Here is an 18,569-nt window from a genome sequence, read left to right as displayed (position 1 = left end):
TCGCCCGAAAGTGCGTAGCGGTTTGGGAGTACGACATGCACAACAACAAGGAGTGGCGGTATGTAGGTGGCACACCGTGCCTTGTCACACGAATTCGCTTGAGCCAAACGATCAGCGGAAATGATCGTCGCCGCAGGATCAGTCTTTCGCCGCGCTGCCCTCGATCGCCCTGCCCCAGTCGAGCAGCGGCTTGGCACGCATGACGAAATCGACGAGTTCCTCGACCAGCGCGGGCGTATGGATTCCCGCCGGATCGATGACGTGCTGGACGACGAAATGCCGGTTGCGGATGGCCTCGGCCAGATCGGGATCGCCAGTATGCTCGAAGCCGCGCGGCGTCCGCTTCATGCGACCCTCCGCCTCCAGCCCAAGCCGGTTCTTCTTCAAGGCCGCCGCCAGGCCGCGAAATGTGTCCGGCCGCGTTGCGATGGCCTTGCGCATGGCGAGCAGCAAGGCCGGCTCCGGGTCCCACCAGGCGACATCGGCAAAACAACGCTCCAGCCCGATATGAACATAGAAGACGCCTTGCGACATCTTGGTACCGTCCGGTGACAGGATCGCCGAGACATGCCGGTTGTAGGGTCGTTTGTCCTTGGCGAAGCGCACGTCGCGATTGATGCGGAACAGCGACTTCTTGCGGTCACCGCGCAAGCTAAGCCCGGCATCGGCGAAACGCTGCGTCAGCGTATCGACGAGATCGCCCAGAGGATCGCGCAATTCGCTCTCGAACAGGTCGCGGTTCTCCACGAACCATTCGCGGCTCTGGTGGAAGTCCAGCGCCTTCAGGAACGGAATGGCCTTCGGGCCGAACCCTTTGAACGCTCCGTCCATCACGCCTTGCCGACCCGCTGCAGCCAGGTGTCCTCGTCGATCACTTCGACGCCGAGTTCACCGGCAAGCTTGAGCTTGGAGCCGGCACCCGGTCCCGCCACCACGAGATCGGTCTTGGCCGAAACCGAACCGGCGACCTTGGCGCCGAGACGCTCGGCCATCGCCTTGGCTTCGGAGCGGGTCATCTTTTCCAGCGAGCCGGTAAAGACGATGGTCTTGCCGGCGACCTCGCTGTCGGCCGAGACGGTGACGATATACGGCTTCGGCTTGACCTGTTCGAGCAACTTATCGAGCACGTCGTCATTGCGTTCATTGCCGAAGAAATCGCGCAGCGCGTCGATCACCGTGTCGCCAATGCCGTTGATCGACGGGAAAACGGCATGCGGATCCTCCGCCGCCGCCGTCTCCTTGCCAACGCGGATCAGTTCCTCGATGGTCGAGAAGGTCTTTGCAAGCACAGCCGCCGTCGTCTCGCCGATATGGCGGATGCCGAGCGCGAAGATGAAGCGGTCGAGCTCCGGCTCGCGGCGCGAATCGATCGCCGCGAACAGCTTGTCGAGGCCTTCATAGTTGCGATCCTCGACGCTGCGCACATTCTTGCGCGTCTTGCCGGACGCCGCCTCGCGCTGCCTGGCCTGCTCCTCTCGCCGCTCGGCAAGTGCCTTGGTGACGGCGGGTCGACGGTCCCGGAGCGTGAAGATATCGGCGGCCGTCTTGATCAGTCCGGCATTGAAGAAGGTGTCGATGTTCTCCGCGCCCAGGCCCTCTATATCGAGGGCGCCACGTGACACGAAATGGCGCAATCGTTCCACGGCTTGTGCCGCGCAGATCAGCTCGCCGGTGCAGCGCCGCCGGGAATCCTCCTTGCCGGTCTTCTCGTTGATCTCGCGCGTGGCCGGTGAACCGCAAACCGGACAGGTGTGGGGGAACTCGTAAGGCACGGCATTGGCCGGACGCTTGTCGAGGACGACGCTGACGATCTGCGGGATGACGTCCCCTGCCCGCTGGATCACCACCGTGTCGCCGATGCGCACATCGATGCCGTCGCGGATCGGCAGGCCGTTGCTGTCGAAACCCTTGATGTAATCCTCATTGTGCAGCGTGACGTTCTCGACCACGACGCCGCCGACGGTGACAGGAGCCAGCCGCGCGACCGGCGCCAGCGTGCCGGTGCGGCCGACCTGGATGTCGATCTTCTCGACCGTCGTCATTGCCTGTTCGGCGGGGAATTTATGGGCGACGGCCCAGCGCGGCTCGCCGGTGACGAAACCCCAGCGGCGCTGCAGTTCCAACTGGTCGACCTTGTAGACGACGCCGTCAATGTCATAGCCGAGCGACGAGCGCTGCTCCTCGATCAGATGGTAATGCGCGACCAGTTCCTCGACCGACTTCGCCCGCACCATCAAGGGGCTGATCTTGAAACCCCAATCGGCGAATTTTTGCACCGATTCGTACTGGGTCGGCGCCGGATCCGCCGTCGTGAAGCCCCAGGCATAGGCGAAGAATTTGAGGTTTCGGGTGGCGGTGACGGAGGGATCCTTCTGGCGTAGCGAGCCGGCCGCCGTGTTGCGCGGATTGACGTAGTCCTGGCCGCCGGCCGCCGCCGAGCGCTGCTTCAGCGCCTCGAATTCCGCATAGGTCATGTAGACCTCGCCGCGTATCTCGATGATTTCGGGCCAGCCCGAGCCTTTCAGCCTGGCGGGGATGTCGGCGATGGTCCTGAGATTGGCGGTGATATCCTCGCCGACGGCACCATCGCCGCGCGTCGCGCCTTGCACGAACACGCCCTTCTCGTAGCGCAGCGACGCCGACAGCCCGTCGATCTTCGGCTCGGCGGTGAAAGCGATGTCGAGATCCTTGTCGCGATCGAAGAATCGTCTGCCGCGCTCGATGAAATCAGTGACGTCCTCGTCGGTATAGGCCTTGGCAAGGCTTAGCATCGGCACGGCATGGCGCACCTTGGCAAAACCTTCCGCCGGCGCAGCGCCCACCCTGAGCGACGGCGAATCCTCGCGCACCAGCCCGGGGAAGCGCTCCTCGATGGCAAGGTTGCGGCGCCGCAGCGCATCATATTCCGCGTCCGTGATCGTCGGCGCGTCTTCGGCATGGTAGCGCCGGTCATGACCGGCGATCTCCTCGGCCAGCCGCTGGAGTTCGGCTTCAGCCTCGCTTTCGCTGAGCGAATCGACAGGTTTTTCCGACATGCTTTTCGTCCCCGAACGGTGGCGCGTCACAATAGATCAGGATTTTGGGAAAATCATTCCTGACCAGCAGCATGGAGCCATATCCTGACTCGATCCGTGACGCCGGATATTGTTACGCCGCGTTTGTATTTTCGCGCAGCAGCCGCTCGGCGGCCGCGCGTGCCTCGTCGGTGATCGTGGCGCCTGCCAGCATGCGGGCGATCTCCTCCTGCCGTGCCGTCCTGTCCATCTCGGCAATGCCGGTCGCCACACGATCGGTGCCGCCCGATTTGGAGATCAGGAAATGCGTCGCCGCGCGCGCCGCCACCTGCGGCGCGTGGGTCACCGACAGCACCTGCACGCGCTTCGACAGCCGCGCCAGCCTTTGCCCGATGGCGTCCGCCACGGCGCCACCGACGCCGGTGTCGATCTCGTCGAAAACCAGTGTCGGCGCCGAGCCACGGTCGGCCAGCGCCACCTTCAACGCCAGCAGGAAGCGCGACAGCTCGCCGCCGGATGCAACCTTCATCATCGGCCCGGGCCGCGTGCCGGGGTTGGTACGCACCCAGAACTCGATCTGGTCTATGCCCTCTTCCATGCGGGTCTCGGCCTCGCTCTTCATCTCGACGATGAAGGTTGCGCGTTCGAGCTTCAGCGCCGGCAATTCGGCCATCACGGCCTTGGTCAGGCCAACGGCCGCCGCGTGACGAAGCGAGGAAAGCTGCGCGGCGGCGATGTCATAGGCTTCACGGGCCGCGGCGGCCTGCTTTTCCAGCCCATGCAGCCGCTCCTCGCCGGCGTCGAGATCGGCGAGGTCCGCCACCATCGTGTCGCGCAATTGCGCAAGATCGTCGACGGCAACGCTGTGCTTGCGTGAAGCCGCGCGCAGCGAAAACAGCCGCTCCTCCGCTTTCTCCAGCCGCTGCGGGTCATATTCGGTGGCTCGAAGTGCCGCCTCGACGCCAGACTGCGCCGCGTCGAGCGACAACATGGCTTCGTCGAGCGACTTGACCACGTCCTCGAGCAGGCCGGGCGCCTCCGTCGCCTTGCGCTGCAGCCGCCTCAGCAGGCTGGCGAGTTGCGGCAAGGGCGACGACGGACCGGACAGCACATCCTGAGCATCATGGATTTCGGAAGCGATCTTTTCGGCGCGCATCATGTGGGCGCGCAGTTCGGCAAGTTCCGTTTCCTCGCCGGGTTGCGGATCGAGCTTGGTCAGTTCCGCGACCGCGGCGCGCAGATAGTCGGCCTCGCGTGCCGCCGCCGCCACCTTGGCGCGGTGGCGCGTCAGCTCCTGCTCGCAGGCGCGCCAGCGCCGCCAGGCCTCGCCGGTCGACCGGACAACGCCAAGATGGCCGCCGAAGGCGTCGAGCACATCCCGATGCGCTCCCGGATCGACCAAGGCGCGCTCATCGTGCTGGCCGTGGATCTCGACCAGCGCACGGCCGACATCGCGCATCAGGGTCACGCTGGATGGCTGGTCGTTGACGAAGACGCGGGTGCGGCCGTCCGCCGTCTGCACGCGGCGCAGGATGATGTCACCGTCATCCTCGATGGCGTTCTCGACAAGCAGCGCGCGAACCGGATGGTTTCGCGGCACATCGAACACGGCAATGACCTGGCCTTGTACCGCGCCATGGCGCACCAGCGAGGCGTCGCCGCGCGCGCCAAGCGCCAGCGACAGGGCATCGAGCAGGATGGATTTGCCCGCGCCGGTTTCGCCGGTCAGCACGGAAAGGCCCGGCTGGAAGTCGATATCCAGCTTCTCGATCAGGACGATATCGCGGATCGACAGTCTGGAAAGCATCAGAACCCGGACCTAGAACGGCAGGCGACCAGTTGGAATCGCAGTGCCGCACTATCTTTTTGTTTGACCATCGGATCAATCCGAAAAAGCGCTACGCACGCTCCGGTCCGATGGCTCTGGGGTCAGGCGCCGGTGATCAGCTTTCCGGCCTTGGATATCCACGATCCGGCATTCTCGCGCGGCGCCAGTCCGTTGCTCTGCAGCAGCTTGTAGGAATCCTTGTACCATGGGCTGTCGGGATAGTTGGTGCCGAGCACGGCGGCCGCCGTCTGCGCCTCCGAGGTCAGCCCCATCGCGTAATAGCTTTCGGTCAGGCGGGCGAGTGCTTCCTCGACATGACGCGTGTTGGAATAGCTTTCCACCACGGTGCGGAAGCGCTTGACGGCGGCGATGTATTCACGGCGCTCCAGATAATAGCGGCCGATCTGCATTTCCTTGCCGGCGAGCTGGTCGTTGGCGAAGCGGATCTTCTCCTTGGCGTCGTCGACATACTCCGACGTCGGCCAGCGCGTGACCAGGTCCTGCATCGTCTGCACGGTCTGGCGTGCTTCCTTCTGATCCTGCGTCACGTCCTTGATCTGGCGATAGTAGCTCAGGCCGATGATGTACTGCGCATAGGGCGCGTCATCGGTCGACGGATAAAGCGCCAGATAGCGCTTGGCCGACGAAATCGCATCGTCGTAGCTGCCCTTTCGATAGTCGGCGAAAGCGCCCATGACCATCGATTTACGGGCCCATTCCGAATAGGGATGCTGGCGATCGACGGCGTCGAACTTCTTGCTCGCCTCATCCAGGCGTCCCGCGTTCATGTTGGCGAGGCCCTGATTGTAGAGGACGTCGGCCGGCTCGGTCTGGTCGACATAGGTCGACAGGTCGATGTCTTTCTCCGACGACATGCAGGCCGACAGGAAGAGCGACGGAACAACCAGCGAAAGCGCCAGGAGAACAGACCGCTGGGGCGCTTTCGATTGATCGACTCGCTTGAAGAACATGATTGGATTGCGCCCTTTCGGCGTTATTTTAATGCCTCTTGCATGCTGTTGTCCCAAAATTGGTCCCCACTTTTGAGCGACATGCACTAATCGACGGCAGCAGCCATAAACCATAACCGCCTTGCCCGGCAACGCTATGTCTAGCCAATCGCACATTTTTGTGGCGGCCGACCGGCGCCGAAGCATCCCTGCAATTTCGCCTGCTGGTGGTGCATTCCTGCAACACTCGGTTCCCCCGTCACCGGGGCGAAAACGTCGCGGGACTCAGATCATCCAGGGCGCGTAGAGCGGCGCATTGACGGCGCTCATCTCCGCCGCGCGGCCACGCTCGCGACGTGTGGTCTCGACGATCTCGAAGGCCGTGCGGTCCGACAGCAGGCGGCGCAGCGCGGCCGCGTTCAGCCTGTGGCCGCCACGATAGGAGCGGAAACAGCCGATAAAGCGGGCTCCGGCCAGCGCCAGGTCGCCCATGGCGTCGAGCGTCTTGTGGCGCACGAATTCGTTGGGATAACGCAGGCCGCCCATGTTGATGACCCGGTTGTCGTCGCCGATCACCAGCGAGTTCTCGAGCGACGAGCCAAGCGCATAGCCGGCGGCCCACAGCCGTTCGACGTCCTTCATGAAGCCGAAGGTGCGGGCGCGCGCGATATCACGGCGGAAAATGTCCGCATTGATATCCGATGCGAAGAGCTGGCGGCCGATGGCCGGGCTTTCGAAATCGATCTCGATCTCGAAGCGGGTGCCGTCATAGGGCCTGAACTCCGCCCAGGACGCACCGTTCTCGATGCGGACCGGCTTGACGACCCTGATGTAGCGCCGCTTGACCAGCAACGTTTCGATGCCAGCCTGGTCTATGGCTTCCACGAAGGCCATGGCGCTGCCATCGAGGATCGGAACCTCGTGGCCATCGATTTCGATGAGGACATTGTCGATGCCGAGCCCGAGCAGCGCGGCCATGATGTGCTCGACAGTGGCGATGTGCTCGCCCGAGGGATCGCCAAGCATGGTGCAAAGGTCGGTGGCGCCGATCTCGGAAAACAGAGCGCGGAACTCGCGACCCTGCCCTTCTCCACCGATCAGCTGGAACACGATGCCGGTATCGGCATCCGCGGGCAGGAAACTGATGGAAACTTCTTTGCCGCTGTGAACGCCGGTGCCTGTAAGCGACGCGCGCGTCTTCACTGTCGTCTGGTAGTCGTGCAAGACAATCCCCATAAGCCCGAAATGCCTAGGTCCGCTTCTCCAGCCCGAGGGCGCGGCTCTTGTTAAATCGGCAGGCAGGGTCACTTCCCCCGAAATCCCGGCACACCGACTATGGTAGGCAGCGAAGATAGTGTTCCGGCAAGGAGACTCCAAATCACGGTTTCTTACCCTTTGTAACCGCAAGCCGGAGCAAGCTCGATATTGTAACCTTTTGATTTTGCAGCGTTTAAAACGTTAACAGGCAAGCAATTCCTTGCTTGCCTGTTAACAATTATTACAGTCCGTTAACCGCTCAGTTGGCCTGGCGGCGCAGGAACGCCGGAATCTCCAGCTGATCGTCTTCCTGAGTCGCCCTGGTCTGCGGCGTCAGGCGGCCCTGGTCATCCAGCTGGCCACGGCGCGGCGCGTAGAGCTGCGCGTCCTGGCTGGCGAGACGGCGCACTTCAGGGGCGGCCTGGCGCAGCTTGGGCTCGCGCGGTTGCGCCGGCTGCAGCCGTGCCGGCTCCTCCTCGCGGCGGGTCAGGCCATTGGTCAGGCGCTTCAGAAGACCCATCGGTCCGCTGTTGTTCTCGTGGTCCGCCGGACGGCTCTTGGCGTCCACCTCGGCCTTGACCACCGGCGGGAAGTCCTCGACACGCGGCATGCGTTGCGGCGCCATCGCCACCGGCTGCTGGACCTCGCGCAGTATTTCGCGCGGCTGCGGGGCCGGCTGCATCATCTGCTGGACGACCGGCTGCGGCATGGGCTGCGGCTGTGCGGGGGGCGCCTGGAAGATCTTGCTCTGCGGGCGGAAATCGTCCGCATGGGCGACCGGAGCCGGGCGAGCCTGCGCCATGGCCGCGGCATTTGCCTCGGCGAGCTGGATGGCCTCGGCGACCGGGTCGGCGGCACGCGGCTCATAGACAGGCTGCTGGACCGATGCCGGGCGGCTTTCCACCGCGGCCACGGCCGGACGGGGGGCCGGCTTCTGCGGCGCAGTACGGATCGAGATCGGCGCGGCGGCGATTTCAGCCGCCGACTTGTCGATGCCGGTGGCGACCACCGAGACGCGGATGACGCCTTCGAGTTCCTCGTCGAAGGTGGCGCCCAGGATGATGTTGGCGTCCTGGTCGACTTCCTCGCGGATACGGGTCGCCGCTTCGTCGACTTCAAACAGGGTCAGGTCGCGGCCGCCGGTGATCGAGATCAGCAGGCCCTTGGCGCCCCTCATCGAGGTCTCGTCGAGCAGCGGGTTGGCGATAGCGGCTTCGGCGGCGGCCATCGCGCGGCCCTCGCCCGAAGCCTCGCCGGTGCCCATCATCGCCTTGCCCATCTCGCGCATCACCGAGCGCACGTCGGCGAAGTCGAGGTTGATCAGACCTTCCTTGACCATCAGGTCGGTGATGCAGGCAACACCGGAGTAGAGCACCTGGTCGGCCATGGCGAAGGCATCCGCGAAGGTGGTCTTGTCATTGGCCAGCCGGAACAGGTTCTGGTTGGGGATGACGATCAGCGTGTCGACGCATTTCTGCAGTTCCTCGATGCCCATGTCGGCCGTCTTCATGCGGCGCTGGCCCTCGAAGTGGAACGGCTTGGTGACGACACCGACGGTGAGGATGCCTCTCTCGCGCGCGGCGCGGGCAACCACCGGAGCAGCACCGGTGCCGGTGCCGCCGCCCATACCGGCGGTGACGAAGCACATATGGGTGTTGGACAGGTGATCGATGATCTCGTCGATGCATTCTTCCGCCGCCGCGCGACCGACTTCCGGCTGCGAGCCGGCGCCGAGGCCTTCGGTGACATGCGCGCCAAGCTGGATCAGCCGGTCGGCCTTCGACATGGTCAGCGCCTGCGCGTCGGTGTTGGCCACGACGAACTCGACACCGCGCAAGCCCGCGGTGATCATGTTGTTCACGGCATTGCCGCCGCCGCCGCCGACACCGAACACGGTGATGCGCGGCTTAAGCTCGGTGATGTCCGGCTTCTGCAGATTGATGGTCATTGTCTCCGTCCTTTGCCTTTCACGCCGCTTCGCCGCCGCGGCCGCCTATGGGGCTGTCCCCGTCAATTAGAAACTGTCTCTCAACCACTGACTCATGCGATGCAGTTTTCCACCCGTTCCGGTCATCCTGAGACCGGAAATGCCTTTCGCCGGATGGCTCTCGAAACTCGCCATCTGCGGATAGATCAGAAGCCCGACGGCGGCCGAGAAGGCCGGCCCCTTCGCCGCTTCGGGCAGGCCCGCCACGCCGAGCGGACGGCCGATACGCACATTGCGCCCCAGGATGCGGCGCGCCGCTTCCGGCAGGCCGGCCAGCTGGCTGGCGCCGCCGGTGAGCACGACGCGCTTGCCGACCGCATTGCCGTAGCCGGATTTGTTCAGCCGGTCGCGCAGCAGTTCAAGCGTCTCGTCGATGCGGGCGCGCACGATGCGCGTCATCACCGAACGCGGTATCTGCAGCGGCACGTCGCCGTCGTCGCCGATCGGCTGGATCGAGACCAGATCGCGGTCGTCGGCGCTGCCCGGCAACGCCGAGCCATGCATCACCTTGAGCCGCTCGGCGGCATCGAGGGAGGTCGAGAGCCCCTTGGCCATGTCGAGCGTAACGTGGTTGCCGCCGATCGCTATGGCGTCGCCATGGACGAACTTGCCTTCCGAAAACACCGAGATCGTGGTCGTGCCGCCACCCATGTCGATGCAGGCAGCACCCAGTTCCAGTTCATCATCAACGAGCGCCGCCAGCCCGCTGGCATAGGGCGTCGCCACCATGCGCTCGACCGACAGATGCGAGCGGTTGATGGAGAGTTCGAGGTTCCGCATCGGCGCCGCGTCCCCCGTCAGCACATGCATGTCGACGCCGAGCGCGTCGCCGACCATGCCGCGCGGATCGCGCACGCCGCGCTCGGCATCCAGCGAGAAGCCGACGGGCAACGAATGGATCACCTCGCGCTCGGCCTTGAGCGCCTGCTTGGCGCCGGCGCCGAGCACCCGCTTGATGTCGGCCTCATCCGCCTCATGGCCGCCGAGATTGATGGTCGCGGAGAAAGCTTCGCTCTTCAGCCGGCCGGCGGTCATGTTGACGATGAGCGAATCGACCGTCAGCCCCGCCATGCGCTCGGCGGCATCGACGGACAGCCGGATGGCATGCTCGGCCCGATCGAGATCGACGACCACGCCCGACTTCACGCCCTGCGACTTCTGGTGGCCGATGCCGATCACCTGGATGCGGTGCGAGCGGCCGCGCAAGAGCTTGCCGTCATCGTTCGGCTTGAGCTTGGCCACCATGCAGCAGACCTTGTTCGAGCCGACGTCCAGCACCGTCAGGGTGCCGGACCGGCGCGACGAGGCATCGCCAGAACCGCCAAGCCAGCTCATATCTTCGTCTCCGGCTTGCGCTTGAGGGTTTTCGGCTTCTCGTTGAGGGCGGCCTCGCGCTGCGTCACCGCCTCGGGCGTCAGTTCCACGACCAGCCGGTCCGTGAGCCGCATGTCGACGGCGGCGATATCGCGCGACAACAGCCCCTTGTCATGGTCCATCTTGACCAGCTCGGCGAGCGCCTGGTCCTCGTCATTCTCGGGCAGCTTGACCGTGATGCCATTGTCCAGCTTCAAGTCCCAGCGCCGGTCACCGACACGGATGTAGCCTTTCACGCGGCTCGCGAGTTCGGGAAATTTCTCGATCTTGGCCAGGAAGTCGGGTGCCTTGGCCGGAGCGCCGTCGCCGATCAGCAACGGCAACAGCACCTGCTTGCCGCCGGAGAACGGCGCGATGATAGCGCCATCCTTCTCGATGACCGAGAGGTCATTGCCCTGCTGCCAGAGCGCGAAGGCCTCGCGCTCCTCGACGCGCACTTCCAGCGTATGCGGGTAGACCTTGCGCACCGCCGCCACCTCGATCCAGGGCAAGCCGGAAATGCGCTCGCGCGCGGCCTCCGCGTCGAAGCCGATCAGCGACGTCCAGCCGTCAAGTTCGAGCCTGTCGAGAATGTCGATCTCGGAGGTCTGGCGATTGCCGACCACCTTGACCTGATCGACGGCAAAGCCGGTGCGGGCAGTGATGCTCTGGATGATCCCGTCGGCATGGCCGCCGAGATAGGCACCGTAGGCGCCGCTCGAAGCGAGCAGCACCGCCGACATCATGGCCGCGGAGAAACGCGGCGCCTCGAATTCACCATCGCCAAGGCGCGCCAGGATGCGCACCGGGCGGCGAAGCACGCGCGGCAGCACGAAATGGCCTGATGACAGCGACAAGCCGAAAAGCGACGGCCCAGCCGCGCCCCTCTCCTTGCCTTGTCCCCATTTCAACGCAGACACGAAGCGTCCTCCACCATCCAACTCAACAATTCACCAAACGAATGCCCGGCATGGGCTGCGATTTCAGGCACCAAAGACGTCGGCGTCATGCCCGGCTGAGTGTTGACCTCGAGCCATACAACCTCGCCATTTTCGGAGTGACGATCGTCATAACGGAAGTCCGACCGGGAAACGCCCCGACAGCCGACAGCTTGGTGAGCCTTGAGCGCCAGTGTCTGTATTTTTTGGTAAATATTCGGTGAAACTTTTGCGGGGCATTCGTGTTTTGATCCGCCCGCGACATATTTTGAATCGTAATCGTAGAAGGAATGGCCCGTCGGGATGATCTCACAGACGCCGAGCGCCACATCACCCATGACGGCGCAGGTCAGCTCCCGCCCATGGATGTAGCGCTCGACCATGACGATATCGCCATATTTCCACTCGGACGACCCGACGACCTGCGGCGGATGAGACTGCCCCTCCGACACGATGACGACACCAAAGCTCGACCCCTCACTGACCGGCTTGATCACATAGGGCGGCTTCATCGGGTGCTTGTTCTGGATGGCGAAGCGATTGGCGACCTTCGATTCGGCGACGGGAACGCCGAGCGATTTGACGACCCTCTTCGCCTGCTCCTTGTTCATGGCGAGCGCCGAGGCGAGCACGCCGGAATGGGTATAGGGAATGCCGAGATATTCGAGGATGCCTTGGATGGTGCCATCCTCGCCGAAGGGGCCATGCAGCGCGTTGAAGGCAACGTCAGGCTTGAGCTCGGCAAGCACGGAGCCGACATCGCGCCCCACATCGACGCGGGTGACCTGATAGCCTTCCTTCTCCAGAGCATCGGCACAGGCCTTTCCGGAAGACAAGGACACGGGCCGCTCGGACGAAAAACCTCCCAGCAGGACGGCCACATGCTTGCTTTTCATTCCCCGTCATCCCCTCTCACGGCGGACCAAAAACCAAGATTTCCGCAACATTGAGTCCGAGTCTCCCGGCAGGATGCCCCCCCAGACGGAAAACGCGGGTAACGCGTCGAACGACTCAAATCAGGAAACGCTTTCGAGCAGAGAATCAGAGAGTTGATTCACTGGCAAGTACTTATGATTCCGAGCGATTCACTTTCTGAGAAAATGGATGCGAAAACCGTGTCGCTGAGTCTTTGCAGCAACGGTTTCTGCGTTCTGGGAGCGCGTTAAAGTTCATCCATCACATGAACTTCAACCGGCACTAAAGCAGCTGGCCCAAAAACTCCTGCACCGCATGTCCGGCACGGAAATTGCCGATGCGCTTGATCTCCCACTGCAACCGGATGCCGGAATGTTCGAGCACCCGAGCACGCACCGTCTCGCCGAGATATTCGAGGTCGTAACCGGTCGCCGTGCCGGTGTTGATCATGAAATTGCAGTGCATCGGCGACATCTGCGCGCCACCGATCATCAGGCCGCGGCAGCCCGCCTTGTCGATCTCCTTCCAGGCCGACGTGCCTTCCGGGTTCTTGAAGGTCGAGCCCCCGGTCTTCTCGCGGATCGGCTGCACGGTCTCGCGATGGTTCTGCACCGCATCCATCGCCGCCTTGATCGTGGCCTTGTCCTCGGCGAAGCCCTCGAACACGGCCGATGTGAAGATCAGCCCGGAAGGCGCCGCCGAATGGCGATAGGCATAGCCCATCTCGGCATTGCTCAGCGTCTGGACATTGCCCTTGCGGTCGAGCGCGCGCACCTCGACGACGCGCTCGCGCGTCTCGACGCCATTGGCGCCGGCGTTCATCCTGAGCGCGCCACCAATGGCGCCTGGAATGCCGTGATAGAAATGGAAGCCGCCAATGCCCGCTTCCAGTGCCAGGGCGGCCAGGCGCTTGTCGGGCGTCGCCGCCCCGGCCTTGATCCTGATCGGTGAAACGACCTCGGCCTCGCCAAAGCCCTTGGCCGAAAGCCTGACCACGAAGCCCGGAATGCCGCCATCCCGGACCAGCAGGTTCGAGCCGATGCCGACGACGGTGAGAGGTATCTCTTCAGGAACCGCGCGCAGGAACGCGGCAAGATCTTCCTCGTCCGCGGGCTGGAACAGTACCTCGGCCAGGCCGCCGGCCCGGAACCAGGTGATCTTGTCCATCTCGGCATTCGGCGTGAGACGGCCGCGCAGGCCGGCAAGCCGGTCGCCGAGACTGTCGATCAGGACCTGGCCGTGCATCATGAGGCGGCAAGCTCCTTGGGCAAGGCATAGGCCCATTGGGTGATGTTGCCGGCGCCAAGAAAGACAACGAAATCACCAGGCTTGGCCAAATCGCGAATGATTGGCGCGATATCGGCCGGCCCCTCTATGTAGCGCGCGTCGCGATGGCCGCCAGCGCGAATGCGCGACACCAGTTCGTCCGACGTGACACCGTCGATCGGATCTTCGCCGGCAGCGTACACAGGCGCGACCATCACCGTATCGGCGTCGTTGAAGCAAGCCGAAAACTCGTTGAACAAATCATGCAGCCGGGTGAAACGGTGCGGTTGGGCGATGGCGATGACGCGGCCCTTGGTGGCGCTGCGCGCCGCCTTCAGCACCGCCGAGATCTCGACTGGATGGTGGCCGTAATCGTCGAACACATCGACGCCGTTCCAGGACCCCGTATGGGTGAAGCGGCGCTTGACGCCGGCGAAGGACGACAGGCCCTTCTTGATCGCCTCGGCGGATAGGCCGAGCTCATGCGCGACGGCGATCGCCGCGGTGGCGTTCGAGACATTGTGCCGGCCGGGCATCGGCAGGCGCAAGCCTTCTATCGTCTTCTGGTTGCCGGTCTTGCGGTCGCGGATCACCACGTCGAACTCGGAGGTCGCGCCAGCCATGCGGTGGTTGGTGAAGCGCACATCGGCCTGCGCGTTTTCGCCATAGGTGATGACGCGGCGGTCCTCGATGCGGCCGACAAGGGCCTGGACTTCCGGGTGGTCGGTACACATCACGCCGAAACCGTAGAAAGGTACGTTCTCGACGAACTGGCGGAACGCCTCGCGCACATTGTCGAAACTGCCATAGTGGTCGAGATGCTCGGGATCGATGTTGGTGACCACGGCGATATCGGCAGGCAGCTTGAGGAAGGTGCCGTCGCTCTCGTCGGCCTCGACCACCATCCACTCGCCATCGCCCATGCGGGCGTTGGTGCCATAGGCATTGATGATGCCGCCATTGATGACGGTCGGATCAAGCCCGCCGGCTTCGAGCAAGGTCGCCACCATCGAGGTCGTCGTCGTCTTGCCATGCGTGCCGCCGATCGCCACCGCCTGGCGGAAACGCATCAGCTCGGCCAGCATCTCGGCGCGGCGCACGATGGGAAGCAATTTTTCCCGCGCGGCCTTCAGCTCCGGATTGGATTTCTTGATCGCCGTCGAGACGACGATGACCTCGGCGTCGCCGAGGTTCTCAGCCTTGTGGCCGACGAAGCATTCGATGCCCTTGTCACGCAGCCGCTGCACATTGGCGCTGTCGGCCTGGTCGGATCCTTGCACCTTGTAGCCGAGATTGTGCAGCACCTCGGCAATGCCGCTCATGCCGATGCCGCCAATGCCGATGAAATGCACAAGGCCGATGGTCTGCGGCATCTTCATGCGTGCGTCCCCTTCTTGAAATCCGATACGCTTTTGCGGGACGCAATAGCCTCTGTCAGATCGGCGAGCAACCGCGCCGCGTTGGGCCTGCCGGCCGATTTCGCGCCAGCAGCCATCGTCGCCAGCCGCTCGGGATTGTCCATCAGCCCGCCAATGAGGGCCGCGATACGCTCGGGCGACAGCATCGATTGCGGATGCACCTCGCCGCCACCGGCGGCGGCAAGGGCAGCCGCGTTTGCCGCCTGATCGTGGTCGAGCGCATAGGGATAGGGCACCAGCAGCGCCGGCCGGCCGATGACGGCGATCTCCGAGACGGTCGAGGCGCCGGAGCGCGAGATCACCAGATGCGCCGCCGCCAGGCGCGCCGCCATGTCGGTGAAGAAGGGCGAGACCTCGACGGCGATACCAAGGGCGGCATAGGCCGCCTTGACCCGCGCCACATCGTCGGCGCGCGCCTGCTGGGTGATCACCAGCCGCTTGCGCTGCGCATCCGAAAGCAGTGCGATCGCCCCCGGCATGGCATCGGAAAAGAATTGGGCGCCCTGGCTGCCGCCGAACACCAGCAGGCGGAAGGGCTGCTCTTCGGTTGACGCCACATAGGGCGTCTTGGCCGCTTCCAGCACAGCCGGCCTGACGGGATTGCCTGTCGTTACCGTCTTGGCGCCAGCGGCGCTCGTATCCTGCGGCAGGAAGCCGCCGGCGATGGCATCGACACGGCCGGCCAGCGCCCTGTTGGCGCGCCCCATCACCGCGTTCTGCTCGTGGATCAGCGTCGGCACCTTGCGCCGCGTCGCCGCATAGAGCGGCGGCAGGGTCGGGTAGCCGCCGAAGCCGATCACCGCATCCGGCTTGATCCTGCCGATAATGGCGGAGGCCTGCCGCACGCCGCGCCAGATTTTCCAGAAGGCACCGAGCACGGCAATGGGATTCTTCGACCCCATCGTCGCCGACTGGATCGGGTGGATGGCGGTGGCCGGAAAGTGGCCGGCAAACCGCTCGGCGCGTTCGTCGGTCGCCAACTGCACCGTCCAGCCGCGCTCGATCAGCTCATGCGCCAGCGCCTCGGCCGGAAACAGATGCCCGCCGGTTCCGCCCGCCGCGAGAAGGATGACACCCCTCGCCATGTCACTCCGCCGGCAGGGCGCGTTGCGGCAGCGTAAAGCCCATCTGCTTGCGCTTTTCCGGCCGCTTGCGCGTCAGCGCCAGCACCATGCCCATCGAGATGGCGATGGCGATCTGCGAGGAGCCGCCATAGGAGATGAAGGGCAGCGTCATGCCCTTGGCCGGAACCAGCTGCAGGTTGACGCACATGTTGATGACGGCCTGCAGGCCGAACACGGTGACGAGGCCGCCGACCGCATAGCGGGTGAAATCGTCATGCTCCTTGAGCGCCGTGTTGAGGCCGCGCAACACTATGAAGGCAAAGATCGACATGATGAAGAAGCACATGATCAGCCCGAATTCCTCGCCCGCGACCGAGAAGACGAAGTCGGCATGGCTGTCGGGGATGACCCGCTTGACCGTACCCTCGCCCGGCCCGACGCCGAACCAGCCGCCATTGATCAGCGCGTCGCGTCCCATGTCGACCTGGAACGTGTCGCCCTCGCCGGTGAGGAACTTGTCGATGCGCAAGGCAACGTGCGGAAACACCGTGTAGGCGGCGAAGACACCGCCGACGCCGGCGGCACCCAGCACGATGATCCACAGCCAGGGCAGCCCCGCCATGAAGAACATGATGCCCCAGGTGCCGGTCGTCAGCATGGTCTGGCCAAGGTCGGGCTGCGCCACCAGCAGCGACACCACCAGCACCAGGAGCAGCATGGCGAACAGATTGCCCGGAATGTCGGGCTGGCGCTTGTGCTCGGCGAACAGCCAGGCGCACATGATGACGAAGGCCGGCTTCAGGAATTCCGACGGCTGGATCGACAGGCCGGCCAGCGAGACCCAGCGCCGCGCCCCCTTCACCTCGACTCCGACATAAAGCACCGCCACCATCAGCACCAGCATCAGGCACAGCATGATCAGCGACATGCGCCGGATTTCCCTGGAATCGAGGAAGGAGACGGCCAGCATCACGCCGAGCGCCGGCACGGTGAAGATGATCTGCCTGGTGGCGAAGTGGAAACTGTCGAGGCCGATGCGTTCGGCCACCGCCGGGCTGGCGGCGAAGGACAAGACGATGCCGAGCCCCATCAGCGACAGGAACGCCGCCAGGAACCAGCGATCGATCGTCCACCACCAGGTTGCGACGGGACTTTTATCGAGACGGCTCTGCATTATCGTGCCCCTCCGATGGGTTTGACGCCATCTATAGCGCTCGCAGCTTGCCTGAAGGCTTCGCCGCGAACTTCGAAATTCTTGAACTGGTCGAAACTGGCGCAGGCCGGCGAAAGCAGCACCACCACCTCGCCGCTGTCGTCCCTGGCCGCATCATGCGCGGCATGCGCGACCGCGGCGGCCAGCGTGCCCGATATCTCGTAGGGCACAGCCTCGCCCAGCGTCGCCGAAAAGGCGGGCGCCGCCTCGCCGATCAGATAGGCCTTGGCGATGCGCGGGAAGAAGCCGCGCAGCGGCTCGATGCCGCCTTCCTTGGGCAGGCCGCCCGCGATCCAGTAGATACGAGGAAAGCTCGACAGCGCGGGTGCCGCCGCATCGGCGTTGGTCGCCTTGGAGTCGTTGACGAACAGCACATGGTCCTTGCGGCCGACCTGCTCCATGCGGTGGGCGAGCCCCGGGAAGCTTTCGAGCCCCGACTGGATCTCGCCGAGGTCCAGCCCGACTTTCAGGCAAGCGGCGACGGCGGCCAGCGCGTTCTGCGCATTGTGCTGGCCGCGCAGTGAGCCGATGCCTTCGAGGAAGGCGACGCGGCTATAGCGGCCGTGCACGGCTTCCATCAGATTGGTGCCGTCGGCGAAATAGCCGTCGGTCAGCGGCAACCGCTTGGAAATGCGGATGACCTGCCGCCCTGCCCGCTCCAGCCGCTCGGCGATCTGCGCGCACCAGGAATCGTCGATGCCGATGATCGCCGTCTCGCTGCCGGCCACCAGCCGCTCCTTGATCGAGGCGTAGTGCTGCATGGTGCCGTGGCGATCGAGATGGTCCGGCGTCAGGTTGAGCAGGATGCCGGCCGTCGGATTGATCGAGGGCGCGAGGTCGATCTGGTAGGACGAGCACTCGACGACATAGTGCCGGTCGGGTTTCGGCGGATCGAGCGTCATCACCGCGCGGCCGATATTGCCGCCCATCTGGGTGTCGCGGCCGGAAGCCTTCAGAATATGCGCCGTCAGCGCGGTCGTCGTCGACTTGCCGTTGGTGCCGGTGATGGCGATGAAAGGCGCCGTTGGCGCGCTGAGCGTCCGCTCCCGGCAGAACAGTTCGATGTCGCCGATCACCTCGACGCCGGCGCCACGCGCGAGCTCCACCGTCCAGTGCGGCTTGGGATGGGTCAGCGGCACGCCTGGCGACAGCACGAAGGCCGAGAATTTCGCCCAGTCGGCGCCGCGGAGGTCGGCGGTTGCGATGCCAGTGGCCGCCGCCTTGGCGACGCTGTCGGGATTATCGTCCCAGGCCAGCACCTGCGCGCCACCCTCGATCAGCGCGCGCGCCGTCGCGATCCCCGAGCCGCCGAGCCCGAAGAGCGAAACCTGCTTGCCTGCGAAGGATGCGGCGGGGATCAAGGGGT

14 protein-coding genes are annotated in these 18,569 nt (G+C 64.5%); all 14 read right to left on the bottom strand.

The features are described from left to right. Positions 1–138 precede the first annotated feature (138 nt). Positions 139–831 (bottom strand): DUF2461 domain-containing protein, encoded by a 693-nt coding sequence (locus AC07UC_RS17825; protein WP_494906901.1) that lies wholly within the window; start codon positions 829–831, stop codon positions 139–141. Beyond that, a complete protein-coding gene (ligA, locus tag AC07UC_RS17820) occupies positions 831–3,035 on the bottom strand; it encodes an NAD-dependent DNA ligase LigA (RefSeq protein ID WP_494906900.1) in 2,205 nt (734 codons plus the stop codon). The genes AC07UC_RS17825 and ligA overlap by 1 nt, the downstream gene beginning before the upstream one ends. Before the next feature lie 112 nt (positions 3,036–3,147). After that, complete coding sequence (recN, locus tag AC07UC_RS17815; RefSeq protein WP_494906899.1) at positions 3,148–4,821, bottom strand: DNA repair protein RecN; 1,674 nt, start codon at positions 4,819–4,821, stop codon at positions 3,148–3,150. Positions 4,822–4,943: 122 nt separating this feature from the next. Continuing rightward, positions 4,944–5,813 (bottom strand): outer membrane protein assembly factor BamD, encoded by an 870-nt coding sequence (locus tag AC07UC_RS17810; RefSeq protein ID WP_494906898.1) that lies wholly within the window; start codon positions 5,811–5,813, stop codon positions 4,944–4,946. Between the two features lie 264 nt (positions 5,814–6,077). Further along, entirely contained in the window at positions 6,078–7,028 is a 951-nt protein-coding gene (lpxC, locus tag AC07UC_RS17805) for a UDP-3-O-acyl-N-acetylglucosamine deacetylase (RefSeq protein ID WP_140775803.1), read from the bottom strand. A gap of 280 nt (positions 7,029–7,308) precedes the next feature. Then, positions 7,309–8,997, bottom strand: a complete 1,689-nt coding sequence (gene ftsZ / locus AC07UC_RS17800; protein WP_494906897.1) for a cell division protein FtsZ — start codon at positions 8,995–8,997, stop codon at positions 7,309–7,311. 66 nt (positions 8,998–9,063) lie between these two features. Then, the gene (gene ftsA, locus AC07UC_RS17795) at positions 9,064–10,371 is read right to left on the bottom strand and encodes a cell division protein FtsA (RefSeq protein ID WP_010910249.1); all 1,308 of its coding nucleotides are present in this window, start codon (positions 10,369–10,371) and stop codon (positions 9,064–9,066) included. Beyond that, positions 10,368–11,309: a cell division protein FtsQ/DivIB gene (locus tag AC07UC_RS17790; protein WP_494906896.1), complete on the bottom strand. Its 942-nt coding sequence runs from the start codon at positions 11,307–11,309 to the stop codon at positions 10,368–10,370. The genes ftsA and AC07UC_RS17790 overlap by 4 nt, the downstream gene beginning before the upstream one ends. After that, positions 11,297–12,223, bottom strand: coding sequence for a D-alanine--D-alanine ligase (locus AC07UC_RS17785; protein WP_202327006.1), 927 nt, complete (start codon positions 12,221–12,223; stop codon positions 11,297–11,299). The genes AC07UC_RS17790 and AC07UC_RS17785 overlap by 13 nt, the downstream gene beginning before the upstream one ends. Before the next feature lie 301 nt (positions 12,224–12,524). Further along, positions 12,525–13,490, bottom strand: a complete 966-nt coding sequence (murB, locus tag AC07UC_RS17780; protein ID WP_494906895.1) for a UDP-N-acetylmuramate dehydrogenase — start codon at positions 13,488–13,490, stop codon at positions 12,525–12,527. After that, the gene (gene murC / locus AC07UC_RS17775; RefSeq protein ID WP_494906894.1) at positions 13,487–14,887 is read right to left on the bottom strand and encodes a UDP-N-acetylmuramate--L-alanine ligase; all 1,401 of its coding nucleotides are present in this window, start codon (positions 14,885–14,887) and stop codon (positions 13,487–13,489) included. The genes murB and murC overlap by 4 nt, the downstream gene beginning before the upstream one ends. Further along, positions 14,884–16,011, bottom strand: coding sequence for an undecaprenyldiphospho-muramoylpentapeptide beta-N-acetylglucosaminyltransferase (murG, locus tag AC07UC_RS17770; RefSeq protein ID WP_494906893.1), 1,128 nt, complete (start codon positions 16,009–16,011; stop codon positions 14,884–14,886). Before murG ends, murC begins: the two co-directional genes overlap by 4 nt. Position 16,012: 1 nt before the next feature. Beyond that, positions 16,013–17,164: a putative lipid II flippase FtsW gene (gene ftsW / locus AC07UC_RS17765; protein ID WP_056573273.1), complete on the bottom strand. Its 1,152-nt coding sequence runs from the start codon at positions 17,162–17,164 to the stop codon at positions 16,013–16,015. Continuing rightward, a complete protein-coding gene (murD, locus tag AC07UC_RS17760) occupies positions 17,164–18,564 on the bottom strand; it encodes a UDP-N-acetylmuramoyl-L-alanine--D-glutamate ligase (protein WP_140775796.1) in 1,401 nt (466 codons plus the stop codon). Before murD ends, ftsW begins: the two co-directional genes overlap by 1 nt. Between the last annotated feature and the right edge of the window lie 5 nt (positions 18,565–18,569).

Source organism: Mesorhizobium sp. GW821-FHT04C10 (assembly GCF_059420305.1).
This window is presented reverse-complemented; position numbering and strand designations above follow the sequence as displayed.

Bases quoted from the DNA above. Each gene is read 5' to 3' on its own strand.
- AC07UC_RS17825 (WP_494906901.1), bottom strand. From the start codon at position 831: ATGGACGGAGCGTTCAAAGGGTTCGGCCCGAAGGCCATTCCGTTCCTG.
- ligA (WP_494906900.1), bottom strand. From the start codon at position 3,035: ATGTCGGAAAAACCTGTCGATTCGCTCAGCGAAAGCGAGGCTGAAGCC.
- recN (WP_494906899.1), bottom strand. From the start codon at position 4,821: ATGCTTTCCAGACTGTCGATCCGCGATATCGTCCTGATCGAGAAGCTG.
- AC07UC_RS17810 (WP_494906898.1), bottom strand. From the start codon at position 5,813: ATGTTCTTCAAGCGAGTCGATCAATCGAAAGCGCCCCAGCGGTCTGTT.
- lpxC (WP_140775803.1), bottom strand. From the start codon at position 7,028: ATGGGGATTGTCTTGCACGACTACCAGACGACAGTGAAGACGCGCGCG.
- ftsZ (WP_494906897.1), bottom strand. From the start codon at position 8,997: ATGACCATCAATCTGCAGAAGCCGGACATCACCGAGCTTAAGCCGCGC.
- ftsA (WP_010910249.1), bottom strand. From the start codon at position 10,371: ATGAGCTGGCTTGGCGGTTCTGGCGATGCCTCGTCGCGCCGGTCCGGC.
- AC07UC_RS17785 (WP_202327006.1), bottom strand. From the start codon at position 12,223: ATGAAAAGCAAGCATGTGGCCGTCCTGCTGGGAGGTTTTTCGTCCGAG.
- murB (WP_494906895.1), bottom strand. From the start codon at position 13,490: ATGATGCACGGCCAGGTCCTGATCGACAGTCTCGGCGACCGGCTTGCC.
- murC (WP_494906894.1), bottom strand. From the start codon at position 14,887: ATGAAGATGCCGCAGACCATCGGCCTTGTGCATTTCATCGGCATTGGC.
- murG (WP_494906893.1), bottom strand. From the start codon at position 16,011: ATGGCGAGGGGTGTCATCCTTCTCGCGGCGGGCGGAACCGGCGGGCAT.
- ftsW (WP_056573273.1), bottom strand. From the start codon at position 17,164: ATGCAGAGCCGTCTCGATAAAAGTCCCGTCGCAACCTGGTGGTGGACG.